Annotated in this window: 11 protein-coding genes; 7 read left to right on the top strand and 4 right to left on the bottom strand. The window is 41.9% G+C overall.

Annotated features, from left to right (window positions below; genetic code table 11):
* Positions 1 to 108 precede the first annotated feature (108 nt).
* From QUA42_RS00920 to QUA42_RS00910, 3 genes are read left to right on the top strand one after another with little or no spacing between them, the layout of a single operon-like run.
* Positions 109 to 1,926, top strand: coding sequence for a hypothetical protein (locus QUA42_RS00920; protein ID WP_333134295.1), 1,818 nt, complete (start codon positions 109 to 111; stop codon positions 1,924 to 1,926).
* 15 nt (positions 1,927 to 1,941) lie between these two features.
* On the top strand, positions 1,942 to 2,691 hold the full coding sequence (locus tag QUA42_RS00915) for a glycosyltransferase family 2 protein (protein WP_333134293.1): 750 nt from the start codon (positions 1,942 to 1,944) through the stop codon (positions 2,689 to 2,691).
* Positions 2,684 to 3,748 carry an NAD-dependent epimerase/dehydratase family protein gene (locus tag QUA42_RS00910; RefSeq protein ID WP_333134291.1) on the top strand — a complete coding sequence of 355 codons (1,065 nt, stop codon included), beginning with the start codon at positions 2,684 to 2,686 and terminating at the stop codon, positions 3,746 to 3,748. The genes QUA42_RS00915 and QUA42_RS00910 overlap by 8 nt, the downstream gene beginning before the upstream one ends.
* Before the next feature lie 74 nt (positions 3,749 to 3,822).
* On the opposite strand, the gene QUA42_RS00905 is transcribed toward QUA42_RS00910, so the two are convergent.
* Positions 3,823 to 4,512 (bottom strand): methyltransferase domain-containing protein, encoded by a 690-nt coding sequence (locus tag QUA42_RS00905; protein ID WP_333134289.1) that lies wholly within the window; start codon positions 4,510 to 4,512, stop codon positions 3,823 to 3,825.
* A gap of 49 nt (positions 4,513 to 4,561) precedes the next feature.
* On the opposite strand from QUA42_RS00905, the gene rfbC reads away from it, so the two are divergent.
* From rfbC to QUA42_RS00885, 4 genes are all read left to right on the top strand, one after another.
* Positions 4,562 to 5,107 (top strand): dTDP-4-dehydrorhamnose 3,5-epimerase, encoded by a 546-nt coding sequence (gene rfbC / locus QUA42_RS00900; RefSeq protein WP_333134287.1) that lies wholly within the window; start codon positions 4,562 to 4,564, stop codon positions 5,105 to 5,107.
* A 2-nt stretch (positions 5,108 to 5,109) separates the two neighbouring features.
* The gene (rfbD, locus tag QUA42_RS00895) at positions 5,110 to 5,982 is read left to right on the top strand and encodes a dTDP-4-dehydrorhamnose reductase (protein ID WP_333134285.1); all 873 of its coding nucleotides are present in this window, start codon (positions 5,110 to 5,112) and stop codon (positions 5,980 to 5,982) included.
* Between the two features lie 106 nt (positions 5,983 to 6,088).
* Complete coding sequence (locus QUA42_RS00890; protein WP_333134283.1) at positions 6,089 to 7,879, top strand: hypothetical protein; 1,791 nt, start codon at positions 6,089 to 6,091, stop codon at positions 7,877 to 7,879.
* Between the two features lie 94 nt (positions 7,880 to 7,973).
* A complete protein-coding gene (locus tag QUA42_RS00885) occupies positions 7,974 to 8,948 on the top strand; it encodes a glycosyltransferase family 2 protein (protein WP_333134281.1) in 975 nt (324 codons plus the stop codon).
* A gap of 136 nt (positions 8,949 to 9,084) precedes the next feature.
* Here QUA42_RS00885 and QUA42_RS00880 read toward each other — a convergent pair whose 3' ends face one another.
* The 3 genes from QUA42_RS00880 to QUA42_RS00870 all read right to left on the bottom strand — a co-directional run bounded on the left by QUA42_RS00880 (position 9,085) and on the right by QUA42_RS00870 (position 14,208).
* Entirely contained in the window at positions 9,085 to 10,917 is a 1,833-nt protein-coding gene (locus QUA42_RS00880) for a DUF6798 domain-containing protein (protein ID WP_333134279.1), read from the bottom strand.
* Positions 10,918 to 10,929: 12 nt separating this feature from the next.
* Positions 10,930 to 13,110: a hypothetical protein gene (locus QUA42_RS00875; protein WP_333134277.1), complete on the bottom strand. Its 2,181-nt coding sequence runs from the start codon at positions 13,108 to 13,110 to the stop codon at positions 10,930 to 10,932.
* A gap of 72 nt (positions 13,111 to 13,182) precedes the next feature.
* Positions 13,183 to 14,208, bottom strand: a complete 1,026-nt coding sequence (locus QUA42_RS00870) for an SGNH/GDSL hydrolase family protein (protein WP_333134275.1) — start codon at positions 14,206 to 14,208, stop codon at positions 13,183 to 13,185.
* Positions 14,209 to 14,468 lie beyond the last annotated feature (260 nt).

The following is a 14,468-nucleotide window of genomic DNA, read 5'->3' as shown; positions in this document are numbered from 1 at the left end:
GAATAATTGACCATCTCAAAAACCCGCCCCGACCGGGATATTATGGTTAATCGATCGGACATGATATGACTAGATTTTACAATTCCGATGCTACCGGATTGGATATTAATGAAAAAAATCATATTATTTACTTTATATCTAATTCCTGTCCTCTTATTAATCGGATTTGTAGCGAATTTTAGTGTTAACGTTCCCGTTGATGACGAGTGGAGGTTAGCTAGCCTTTTTCAAAAAATAGCTGCGGGAAATGTAACTTTTAACGATTTTTGGGGTTTGCACAGCAACCACCGCATACTTTTCCCTAAGATAATTATTGCGGTGCTGGCTTTTGCTTCCCGATGGAATATTAATTATCAGTTGTGTGTCAGCATAGGTTTGGCTGCGATAACTTTTATCGCTATGTACAAGTTATCCTCGATGCAAGTTAAGAAGCTCGCGGATGATTTGTGGCATTTAGCTAATATTTTAACTTGTATTTTGCTTTTCTCTCTAGTTCAGCACGAAAACTGGCTTTGGGGATTTCAATTAGCGTGGTTTTTCGTGAATTTGTGTTTGGTCGCTGCGGTTTATGTGCTGGTTTCAAATCACAAATTATTGCCTAATATTAGAATCTCTATTGCTGCTGTATTCTGCTTTATTGCTAGTTTTTCGCTGGCTCAAGGCTTGCTGTCTTGGTTGGCTTCGATTCCGGCTGTGGCGGCTTTGGAGGGAAATGCAGCGCAGAAACGAAAAAGAGCGATCGCATGGATGCTGCTGTTTGTGGCAACTTGTGCTGTTTACTCAATAGATTATCATCCTAGTCGGAAAGCAAGTATTATTTCATTGTTGAATAAGCCGCTTGTGGTTATTGATTACTTTTTAAGCTTGCTGGGTTCGCCAATTGTGCGATCGCCGGGAATTTCGGCATTTGTAGGATTGGTAATTTTGGGAAATTTTATATTTTTTGTAGTTTATTTTGGAAAAAAGATTGTATCAAGTTCGATAGCTTCATCTGTGATCGATCACTCTGAAAAGCTACCTCAAGTCCCGGCGATTGCTTCCTCCCTCGCAATGACAGATAGAAATGATATTGCTGAGAATTATGAGGCTTTACCTTGGCTGTCAATAGGTTTATTTTCGGTTTTATCCGCTCTGTTTATTACGGCTGGTAGGGCGGAATTTGGGGCAATTCAGGCGCTTGGATCGTCGAGATATACGACTAATTCGATTTTGCTATTAATTGCTTTGGTTCAGCTAGGGCAATTGTTTGTCAGAGGTAATTATCAACAAACACACGCCAGGTTAAAAGGTAAGTATAAATTTATTTATCGGGTAGTTGCAGGGCTGTTAATTGTGACAATTATTGTTAACTCTCAACAAGCGCTAGCCCAAACTAGATCGGCACTTCTTTACAAACAAGGCGCTCAAGATTGTTTGCAGTTAATTAACTATCTGGAACCCTCGTATTTTTTCAATAATTCGCCGGAAAGCTGTTTGAGAGTGCTGAGCAAAAAAACTTGGCTGGTGAGAGAAGGCGCTGCAATAATCGACAAAATAGGTTGGATCAAGCTCGCGAAAAATGTAGAGTTTATTTCTAATACCGAGAAAGTTTACGGTTATTTAGACAAACCTAAAACTAACGATAAATCCTTGACTGTTAAGCAAAATGATGCTGTCAAGGCTGCTGGTTGGGCGGTTTGGCCAGAAAAATTGCTACAGCCGAATATTGTACTGCTATCTGTCGGCGATACACAATCTTTTTTTGCTAACGCTTATGTAAATTTGGACAGTCCCGACATTGCTGAGAGTTTAAAATCTGAGTTATACAATAATGCAAGGTGGGCGGTTGATTTGTCTGGTAATGATTTGCCGATCGCCCAAACTGAAATTAAGGCTTGGGTGTATAATCCTGTTGACAACCAGTTTGTCCAGTTGCGCGGAGGATGAGGAGTGAAAATTTCTGTGATAATACCAGCTCACAATGAGGAGGGCTGTTTGTACGGTACTGTGCGGGCGATCGCCCAGACGCTCGATTTAGAAGGCATTCCGCACGAAATTTTGATTGTGAATGACAACAGTTTCGATCGAACTCTTGATATTTGCCAGGAGTTGTCAGAGACTTTTCCCACAGTTAGATACATCAACAATCAACCTCCCAACGGTTTCGGATTTGCGGTGCGCCGTGGTTTGGCAGAATTTGACGGAGATGCTGCGGCAATTGTGATGGCGGATGCTTCCGACGATCCCATAGATTTGGTAGCAGGATACCGCAAGTTGCAAGAAGGATATGATTGCGTTTTTGGTTCCCGCTTTATCAAAGGTGGCTTTATAGTTGATTATCCAATTCACAAGTTAGCAATTAACCGCTTAGCAAACTGGTTTGTCAAAAGTATTTTCGGCTTGCGGTACAGCGATGTCACCAATGCTTTTAAACTTTACCGCAGAGAAGTAATTGAAGGCGTACAACCGATTTTGAGCCATCATTTTAATTTGACAGTCGAACTGCCTTTAAAAGCAATTGTTCGGGGTTTTTCCTATACGGTAATTCCTCTGAGGTGGTACAATCGGACGGCTGGTATTTCTAAGCTGAAAATCAAAGAGATGGGCAGTCGATATTTGTTTATTGTATTATATGTCTGGCTGGAAAAACATCTGTCTCGCGGCGACTACCACCGGACTAGAAAGATAGCAAAGTTGAAAGTGAATGCCTGAGAGAATTTTAATTGTTGGTGGTGCCGGTTTCATCGGCAGTTGTTTGGCAATTGGCCTGAAGAAACTGCACCCAGAATGGCAAATAATTTGTTTAGATAACCTGCGTCGCCGGGGTTCGGAATTGAATCTTCCTCGGCTTAAAACTTGCGGGATTCAGTTTGTTTACGGGGATATTCGCACAGCGGCAGATTTAGATCCAGTTGCACTCAATGCTGACTGCATTATAGATTGTGCTGCGGAGCCTTCTGTGCTGGCTGGTTTTAGTTCGCCACAGTACGTTTTGCAGACGAATTTACTGGGCACTGTAAATGTTTTGGAGTTGGCGAGACAAACGGGTGCGAGTTTGCTGTTTTTGTCTACGAGCCGGGTTTATCCGATCGCCAGTGTCAAATCTGTTAAGCTGTTAGAGTTGCCGAATAGGTTTGCGATCGCCCCCGAGCAAACTTTACCCGGTATATCCGAGTTGGGCATATCAGAAGACTTCCCTTTAAAAGGACATCGTTCGCTTTATGGAGCAACTAAATTAGCTTCAGAATTGCTGATTGAGGAGTACAGGGAAGCATACAATGTGCCGGCAATTATTAACCGCTGCGGGTTGATTACCGGGGCTTGGCAAATGGGTAAAGTCGATCAGGGAGTTTGCGGTTTGTGGGTGGCGGCTCACTATTTTCAAAAGTCGCTGAGTTATATCGGTTTTGGTGGCAGCGGCAAGCAGGTTAGGGATTTACTGCACGTTGAAGATTTGTTGAGGTTAGTTAATTATCAGTTAGAAAACTTTTCCAAATTAGATGGTGAAGTTTTTAATGTTGGCGGCGGTTTGAGCAACAGTCTTTCTTTGGTTGAGACAACTGATTTGTGCCAAAAGATTACGGGTAAATCGATTCCGATTCATCCTGTTTTGGAGGAACGCGCGGGGGATATTCCGATTTTTATTACTGATTCTTCTAGGGTGATGGAGAAAACTGGATGGCAGCCTGTGATTGGGTCGGAAGCGGCTTTGCAGGATATTTATGATTGGATTGCTGCTAATGAGGCGGTTTTAAGTTCGATTTTGTAGGGATTTTTTAACGGCAGATGCAGTCGGATAAACGCAGATGTATCGCTCTGCTTGGATCTGACTGCATCTGCGAGTCATGAGTCTCTACCTCTCGGGTTTTGTTTCGATGCTTTAACAAACATTTGACCTCCCAAAAATCGCCACAAAAAAGGCAATTTTAAGTAAACTTTTAAAAGCCAGGGCGAGGCAGGTCTGCCTTTTGTCGAAAATGGTAAAAATCTGGGTATAATTAGGTCTATTTGAAAGCCGACTGTTTGTAAAAGTTCTTGCAGCGATAAGTGGGTAATGGGTAATTGATGATCGATAAAATCGTAGTATTCTTTAAAAGAATATTTAAAATTTGGTTGGACAACCAAGAGAGAACCCCCAGGCTTAAGCGCCTCAAAGCAAAAGGAAATAATTTGTATGAGTTCTTCCTTATTGCGGAGATGTTCAAAAAAATTAGAGATAAATATCCGGTCAACTTGTTCACTAATAGCTGGTTTCTCGTCAAAAGTTAAAACATCTATGTTCAGCACTTTAACATCAGGATGAGCCAATAACTTGGAATCTGGATTGAGATCAATTAAATATTTTTTTTTAGCTTGAATTTGATTTATAAACTCGCAGTAACCGCCACCAATATCTAAAACAGTTGATTCGGGAGGAACATACTCTTGTAAAAACTCGTCAATTAAAACTTTCCATAGTGCCACCTTGGCTTGCAGTTGTCGGGAATCAAATCGATTGGCGTACAATTTTTTGAGATATGCGTCGGCTTTCATAGTAAAATAGCAGAGACTGAGTATGAGTTTATCACTTTCACAGCTAACTATGAATGTTATATCTACCGAAATACCGGAAGTTCTGATCATTGAGCCGAAAATTTTCGGAGACGATCGCGGTTTCTTTTTTGAGAGTTTCAATCACAAAGCTTTTCTCGATAAAACAGGCGTGACGGTCGAATTTGTTCAAGACAATCATTCCAAATCTTCTAAAAATGTGTTGCGCGGTTTGCACTACCAACTGCAGCAGCCTCAAGGCAAATTGCTGCGGGTAGTTGCTGGCGAAATCTTTGATGTAGCGGTGGATATTAGAAAAAGTTCGCCGACTTTTGGGCAGTGGGTTGGGTGTTTGCTGAGTTCAGAAAATAAACGGCAATTTTGGGTTCCGGCGGGATTTGCTCACGGTTTTTTAGTGGTTTCCCAAACGGCTGAAGTTTTGTACAAAACTACAGATTATTACGCACCGGCACACGAGCGGTGTATCCTGTGGAATGACCCCGATTTGGCGATCGACTGGCCGCTAGATGGTGCCCAACCAATCTTATCAGCTAAAGACCAAGCTGGACAAACGTTGAAAACAGCTCAAGTTTTTTGATTATGAAAATTTTACTCGCAGGTAGCAGCGGACAGCTAGCTCAAGAATTGCAGCCGATTTTATTATCTTCGGGAGAGGTAATTGCGGTCGATCGCACTCGCCTCGACTTATCCCAACCGGAAAGCATCCGTCAGGCAATGGCTGAAATTCAACCGGATTTAGTCGTCAATGGGGGTGCTTACACTGCGGTAGACAAAGCAGAAAGCGAACCGGAATTAGCAAACGCTGTCAACGGTATTGCACCCGGAATTCTCGCAGAAGAATGCGAAAAACTGGGAGCAAGTTTGATTCACTTTTCTACTGATTATGTCTTTGACGGCAGCCACGGTTCTGCTTATCAGGAAACAGATTCTACCAACCCGCTGGGAACTTACGGGAAGTCGAAATTAGCAGGCGAGGAAGCAATTCGGAAAGCGGGAAACCGACATATTATTATTAGAACCGCGTGGGTTTACGGCAACGGTGGCAAAGGTAATTTTGTCAAAACCATGTTGAGGTTGGGAAAGGAAAGGGAAGAAATTAGAGTAGTAGTAGATCAGATAGGAAGTCCTACTTGGACGGGCGATTTAAGTGCGGCGACTTCGCAAATTATTCCTCTCCTTGGTCCAGAAAGTTTTGGGACTTACCACTACACTAACAGCGGTGTCTGTAGTTGGTACGATTTTGCGATCGCCATTTTTGAGGAAGCAGCTAAACTCGGCTTTCCCCTAAAAGTTCAGCGCGTAATTCCCATCACCACCTCCGAATATCCGACACCCGCAAAACGTCCCGCTTTTTCTGTCCTCTCTACGGTAAAAATATCATCACTTCTAGGCACGTATCCTCCCCACTGGCGGCAAGGACTCAGACAAATGCTGGCAAGAGAAGCGAAATAAAAATTTGAGGAAAACTCAAAACGCGAGGGCGGGTTTTGTTCATGAGTTACCTGTTCTATGCAAAGTTTCTCACCTAAACTCGCCCCTACCCATTAAAAATCTCCCCATGTCTGAATCCATGAAAGTCAAGCAACAATATATTTTAATTGCCGCATCAGTTCTCGGCATTCTAATACCAGCTTCATATATTTTGTACTTGATATCCCAAGCGGGAGACTTGTCTAATTTTGATTATTGGTGGATGACCTGGAATTTTTATTCAGTAGACGGTTTCTCTACAAACCCTTTTGATTGGATATTTCGGGCGAACGAGCATTTTGTCTTGATTCCGGCAATTATCTATGGCTTGAATATAGTTGTCACCCAAGGTTCAAATATTGGTTTGTGTTTAGTTGCCTGGTTCTTGGCTTGGATTCAGTGCCACGTATTAATTGCTCTGCTTCCCTTAAAATTGAGGCGTTTTCCGCTGCAATTTATTTCGCTACTGCTTTGCATTTCTATTTTTAATTTTACTCCGGCGGCGGCTCACAATTGGATGCGGGGATTCAGCGGTGTTCACTGGATAATTGCTAATTTATTTGTGATTTGTTCGATATTTTGTTTGCAATCCTATGTGACGCTTTTGTCAAGTAAGAGGGAGGCGGAGCCTCTGGATATTCATTCCCAGGCAGAGCCTGGTAACGAAGGATGGAAACAAAATAAGTGGGTAATTGGCAGCATTGTTTTTGGCATTTTAGGCTGTATTAGTTACAGCACTCCTTTAGCTGTGTGGCCGATATTGTGTGCTGCTGCTGTTGTGCTGCGGTTTCCTCGGCGAATAACTTATTTGTATTTCATTGCTTCGATTGCAGTGATTGGCATTTATTTTTTAACTTATAAAACTCCATCTCATCACCCTTCTTTAACTAAAATTAACCCCCTAAAAACTCTCGAATATATTCCCACTTATCTCGGCGGAATTTTTAGCGAAAATATTATTGTTGCTTCAATTATTGGTATAATTGGTTTGATTGCAGCGACGGGTTTTGTGGCTTATTGGCTATTTATAAAAAAGGTGGATCACCCGGATTGGCTGCCTTGGCTATCAATCCAACTTTACACCCTGCAAACGGCGTTAATGGCCGCTGTCAGTCGATCGGGATTTGGCGTCGAACAGGCCACCGCTTCCCGCTACGCCACACTCCCAGCCTTGTTTTGGATGAGCACAATTGTGCTGACAGTATTGTGGGTGCGCGAGTTGCAGCCAACACCAAGAATTCAAGGGCGTTGGCTGACACCGCTGTTTGCAGTCGTCACAGTCGCCATTATTTTAATGTACGGGGTGGGAGGCGAAACTGCAATGGCGATCGCCCGCAGAGCAACCTATCAACCGTTAGTAGCATTATCACTGCAATTAGGCATCACCGACGTAACCCTAATTAAAGACCGCGTAGGCAACAAACCAGCCGCTTTTGTCGGGTTAATCGACGCCTTAAAAACTAACAACTTAGTGCCATTTAACCGAGATATCAAAAAACACAATTTCTGTGCAGCATTAGACACAAAAATAGACCCAAATTTACTGTCAGCGCCCAAAGACGGAGTACCCGGATTTTTTGATAGAGTAACTAAACTCGCACCCGCCGCCTCCAGAGTAATTGGCTGGGTAGGAGACCCCGAAAACAATGTAAAATGTATTGCCATTCTCAACCAAGAAAATGTCGTCCGAGGTTTCGCCATGTCAGGATTTCCGCGCCCAGATTTAGTTAACTTGTTTGGCCCTTCCTACGAATTCGCAGCTTGGAGAGGATACATTCAAACATCACCAACAGATAAATTATTGACAGCTTATGCCTCATTTAAAAACCGCAAAGGTTGGGTAGCTCTGCGAAATTCCCAAGTTATCGATAAAAACTAAGAAACCTCTCTTTCTCCTGCTCTGCGCTCTCTGCGCCCTCTGCGGTTAATAAAAAAAAATCTCATTTACAACACAAATGAAATAGAATAGCCCTATGCCAAAACATCTCAGCTTCGTAATCCCCGTTCACAATGAAGAAGCCACCCTCAAATTACTGTTTGAAAAAATCCAACTTGTCATGTTCCAAACAGGAATTGACAGTTACGAAGTCATTTTTATAGATGACGGTAGCCGCGATTATTCGTGGCAAGAAATCACAGATTTAGCCACCCAACATCCCAAACTAATTAAAGCGATTAAAATGCGCCGCAACTTTGGCAAATCCGCCGCACTTTCAGCAGGCTTTCGCAATGCAGCAGGGATAATTATCTTTACTCTCGATGCTGATCTTCAGGATGACCCCGCTGAAATTCCCAAGTTTTTACATCATTTAGAATCGGGATTTGATTTAGTTTCTGGTTGGCGAAAACAACGGAACGACCCGCTTTCTAAAACTTTACCTTCCAAGCTGTTTAATGCCGTTGCGTGTTTGCTGACTGGGGTGCAAATGCACGATATGAATTGCGGTTTTAAAGCTTATCGCAGGGAAGTTTTGCAGTCGATTAAATTGTACGGAGAATTACACCGGTACATTCCGGCTTTAGCAAACAATTTAGGGTTTAAAATTGGCGAAGTAGTTGTGGAACATCATCCGCGAAAGCACGGAAAATCAAATTACGGCTGGGAACGTTATGCGCGGGGATTTATTGATTTGTTGACGGTGTTAGCCACGACGCAGTATTTGCACAAACCGGGTCATTTGTTTGGGGGTTTGGGATTGTGTTTTGGCTTAGTTGGAACTGTTTCCCTGAGTTATTTGATAGTTATTTGGTTTCTGAATTTGGCGGGGATGAATTTTGGGCCGATCGGGAATCGACCTTTGTTATTTTTTGGGATTTTGTGTACAATTCTGTCGGTGCAGTTGATTTCTTTGGGGATTTTAGCTGAGTTGATGGCGCGGAATGTGGATGCTGATTATGTGGACAAGCAAATTAGCGAAATTATTGATGATTCCGGTTTTGATATTTAACCGCAGATTAAGGCGGATTAACGCTGATTAACGCAGATAAATCGGATCTAGAAGTTGCTTAGAGACAAGCAAAGTTTGTCTCTGCAGACTAAGATAAAAGTCATATTTGGATTTAACAAGTTTTACCAATTACTTATTATCTAATTTTAAACAGTATCCATTTGCCTTCTTGCTCTACTATTTCTCCGTCAATATTTGGATGCCAATCGCTGCGAGTCAGGATATAATCGGCATGATAGTTTCTGGCTACTTTGACTAAATCTGCACTGCTGCGGCGGATAAAAAAGTCATTTCCTCCCCAAATCATTTGCGGGTTTAAGGGAACCCCTAACACAGCTTCCATGCGAGTTTGCCATTCTTTTATGCCATTTTCGGTAAAGGGAAAGTTCTTGAAGTTGAGGACAATTGCTCTTTGGGAGAAAAACTGAAAGCTGGTAACTGAAGGTGGAATTAATACGAGTGAATCGCGGCTGCTAATTTGCGAAAATCGCACAGCTAATTTGCTTAAGTCGTCCCTGGGGAAGGCATTGATATTAACCCTTGTTTGAAATACATTTAATATAGGTTTGGGCAGAATTCCTGCTATTCCCAAAACTAAGGTGGCAGTAGTTATTAAGGCTAATGTGTGAGTTAAAGTCTGTTTTATAGATGTAGCTAAGGATGTTTCTTTTAAAAGGAATGGGAAGGCGAGGATTGAGAAAAAAACTGGGCTGCTAATTATTCGATCGCCCATTATTTGCCATGAATCAGTCACCGGATATATCAGACTCAAAATTACCGTTCCCGCTGCTAAAATCCACAACAATATATTATATCGTTGGGAAAATATGTATTTTTTTGTTTGCCAAACTGATAATCCTAAGAAAATGATACCCCGAAAAGGCAAAGTTAGAATAGCTAACAGCAACAAGCTAATAGCTATTTTTTTGTCTCTGTAAAGTCTATCGACCATCAAAGCAACAGCAATAAATATAATTAGTTGAGCAAAAGGTACGGTTCTAGCTAACTGTAGTTTTGCGATAAAAGCCAGCGGGTAAATTTCTACAAATATGTAATTTATAAACAGTCCCAAAATGGATGTACCAACAATTATGTAAAAATTAACCTTGTCTTCTTTTGGCAATAAATCGGAATCTTTGATGCACAGCAACCCACCAACTATAAAACATATAAAGTTGAACCAATTCCCGACATCCCAATTTGAGGGGAGGATGTGGTGGGGGTTGCGGACTTTGGCGTGAATGTAGACAAACTCGGCGTTGTCGATAGTGTGAGTGCTGGTAGTACCTGTTAATAACATCGGTACGTAAACGATACTTGCCATTGCTGCCAAAAGTGCGATCGCCAAAATCAGTGTTTTAAACTTCCGCTGTCTTACAGATTCAATAAATAAAACGGGAACCATCATCAATCCAGGCAACAAACCCACTAAAAATTGCAGCAAACAACCCAGTCCAAAAAATAAATATCCTGTCAGCCATTTCTGGCGCAAACTAAAGTAAATTCCCCAGATTGCGAAACCCATTGCGAAGGTACTGGGTACTGATTTGGTGGAAAATATGAGGGTGTTACCAACATCTGTAAATGAAGCGGCTATACATAAAAAAGCCATCGCTGCGGCCGGCAGTTTGGAATTAGTATAGATATTGATAATTGCGTAGCAAGCTAGGATAAATGAACCAAAGGCTAGGAATTGATAAATAAAGTGGGCTAGGGGAATGCTGGTTCCTAATTTTGCGAGTAAATAAATGATATAATAATAGTAGTATCTGGGATTAAATTTCACCATTTCCTGAACGTAATAGTCATTTTTGTAGAGAGCATGATTTAACATAAATTGAATGGGCGGCACTTCGGGAAAGTTGCCTCCAAGGGGAAAAATATAGCCAGTTGCCATCAGGGAACCGATGATGACAAAAGTATAGAGAGATAGATTAAAATACCAGTTGGATTTGTAATTTTTTTGCATTGACGGTTCAATTTACCTACTGACAGCCAAATTGTTAATCTTCAGTTGGCATTGGTTTTTTAAATCCTGTTTGGTGCTACTCAATACCTCAAGCAGCAGATAAATGGGATTTTTGCCCTCAACTAATAGATTTAAGCCGATCGCACTTTTTTTACTATAAGCCATCTCTGCTGAGTCTATTAATTTACCTTGCTTGTCCCACAAAGTCAAGCGCAGGGCAAATCCCGGACATTGTTGGTTAGGTAAATTGAGTTGGCCGGTAACTTTCGCTTTGTCTGAGATGGAACCTAAATACAGGAAAGATGTATCGAGTTTCTGGCTATTTTTAATTGGATGAGTTACAATATTATATAGGTTATCCGATTCTTGACTGACTGAATAATTGGCACTTGTGTAAAGTGATTGATGCAAACTAATCCAATCTAACTGCGTGCCAGGTCGATCGACTATTTGCCGCTGCATCGCATCCAGAGTCCTAACTGCCGTTGCTGTATCAGTCTGCCGCACCCTCCGGTAAACGCTGACAGTCACGCCGTTTTCTAGCTTAAACTGTTCCGGTAGCAATTGGAAATCGCGGGCAATTTCCCAGTTTTGAGTAAAGGCATCGTACACAACTTTAACAACATCTTGTTCGTGCGATCGCAAAACTTGTTCGTCACTCGGTAACACCTGCTGAAAAGGTACAGCAACCACCGCATATTGTGACTGCAACAACTCCGGTAGCGGGTAAGTATCGCGCGAGTCAATTTGCGGCCTCCCGATTGTATTTAATTTCCACCAACCCTCCGGCGGGTTTAATTTTCGGTTGGCTTGTCGCAGGATATTAGCATTAAAACTGTTAGAAGCACCGGCAATATAAATCGGTTCTTCGTTGGGTGCTAATTTTCGCAGAAAGTCTACTAATTTTACAACTTCGTCGTAGTCCGATCGCACTAACGGCGGAAAATTACCCACAAACAGTCTTGACAAATCAATTTTGAGAGGAATTAACCCGACTGCGGCATTCACAACCAGGTACAAACCCGCCGCGCCCAGCATGAAATACCGGACTTTTCCCTTGAGTGTAAGCCAAGTTGTCCAAAAAAATGTGGATATTCCTAAAAGTGCGATCGGTGTAATATGAATTGTATAGTGCAAGTAGCCGTAACGCAAAACTAACAGCCATTCAACCAGCGACAAAACCCCAAACAACGAAACAAAAATAGCCGCCGCCGGAACCAGCATTCGGGTGAGAATTACCGCCGAAAAACCAATCAGTACCAGCAGCCAAGTTCCCAAACCGTAAAAATCCGCATAACGAGTTAAAATATCATTTACAGGCAAACTCCAAGCGACATACAAATTGCGGTAGTCAACCGTCAGAGCACTGCGAGTAAAATCTCCCGCTACAAACATTAAAATAGTCAAGCTAGTTACAGCTATTAAACCCAATTTAACACCGGATTCAAACAAGCATCTGTAGGGAAATTGCACTGCCGCGTCCTTGTCTTTGGGATACGACCGTGCCGATTTCCTACGGTATATTAGTACAATAAACTCGATGAAAGCCTGTAAAGTCGCTGCCCCCAAAAATGCGATCGCACTATAAGCAAAATGGCGCCGCAACAGAATAGCCGCCGCCAGCAAAAACCCAATCAAGGGGATTTTCCACCAAGATTTTAGCTTAACATCCTGCAAATAAACCCAAATTGCCAAGGCTACAAACACACAGCCGCCCGTATCCAGATATCCCCGCAGAGTCGGTATCCAACTCATCGGAATTAATAAACTCAGCAGCACAGTTGACCAAAACACCCGGCGGGAATAAACTGGAATTAGCTGTGCAGAAATCGCCCCCAACAACAGGCGAAACGGCAGCACATAAATCAGGGATACGCTGAGAATGTAACTCAGCCGAGACTCGCCAAATAAGAGAATAAACGGCACTAATGGCAAAGAGATTAATAGGTTTTTTTCCTTAGATAGCGATTCTATAACTCCGCGCCATGCTTTATCTGGCGAGTCTCGAAATAAATTGGCCGTGTTGACTGTAGCGGTATTGTAGCCCGCGTAATCCCACCAATAAAAAGTATGTTCGCTGGATACATAGATTGATGTTACTGCAACTGTTACGAGAACAAGTAAAAACAGGAAAAACCCATCAATTATAAATTTACGAGGCAATTTAAAAGAAACAACATCAAATAATCCCATCCGTCTAGCAACCCTAAGTAACTCCTAAACTTCCTCTTTATATCTTGCTTCGCGCCTTCGCGCTTCGTTAACTTACTTTAAAACACTACCTTGCAAAAAATCATCCAACTTTTCTGCATAGTGCCGATTCGCGAGCGCACTTGGATGAAGGTCATGAGGTAAATTATTATTGGCAGGTATTTTCAAATCCACCGAAATATCCGCCGTAGCAATTCCCTCCTGACTTAACTCCTGCAACATCTTAGCAGAACCGGCATTAATTCCCGCCACAACTAACTTAACACCATTAGCCTCAGCCACACGGTTAAACTCTTCAATAATTGCCTTAGAAACCTCGTGACTTTTGTACAATCCCTCTTCAAATTGATTGTAATTAACCTCCAAAAAATGGCTTAAGGCAGAAACCCGCATTAGGGGGAACTCGTGATATTCAAGTTTGGCCATGCTGTAGGTAAAATTATTTTCTCCATTCAGCCTAGCATCAGGCTGCAACAGAATACCCAGTTTATTCCAAGCAGCCATTTGCTTTCTTCTCGCCCTTAACAAAGTATTGCGGCGGTCGTGAAATCCCGCATAAGCAATCACCGCAACTTTGGGTTTATTTCCTTGTTTGAGTGCTTCTTTGAATTGAATCAACGAGTGCAGAGTGCCGTAGCCGTTAACCCCCAAATTTACTATTTCATACTTGGGTAATTTCTCTTGCAGCAACCAAGAATAAGTTTCGCTATCATTCAATGACCAACCGTAGGTAAAAGAACAGCCAAATATCCAAATCTCAGGTTTTTTTGAGGATAAATTGTAAGTATTGAGAGGGTGAGTTATTCTTAAACTATTATTGAGATGAGTTGCATTAAATGAGTAATTGCCGTTAAGTATCACCTTGAATTTTCCCGGCAAATGTTTGTAGCCGAGTTCCGAGTCTTTGGTAAAAAAGTTACCTTTTGGTTCGACCGCAACATCAACATTTTCTATTTGCCAGGGTTTGTATCCCGCAACTCGCAAGACAATTTCAGCCGTGGTGGTGGATAAAAAAATTGGAAAAATTAGATAGGTTATTAATCTGAAAGCAACATTTTTAGCAATTTTTTTTTCGCTCATTAACATAATATGAAACGTCAGCAAAAGTATAGTAAACTGCCATGCCAGTATTATCTACTTCATGGATATAATTTAATTAGATTGAGCGCCTTCACTGCATCCCCCAACCTACCCCACTAGATTGTTTGCCCGAATTAAATATTATTCGTAAAACCCGTGCCTACAAAATATTAGTTTAAACTCACATCTTGCACCAATATCAGCAACGGGCTAGAAGCCCGTTCCACAAAAAATAAACTTGATTGTGGAACGGGCATCTT

The organism is Microcoleus sp. Pol11C2, from assembly GCF_036701505.1.
Lineage (GTDB): Bacteria > Cyanobacteriota > Cyanobacteriia > Cyanobacteriales > Microcoleaceae > Microcoleus.
The sequence above is the reverse complement of the archived record's forward strand: the minus strand, read 5'-3'. Positions and strand labels throughout refer to the sequence as shown.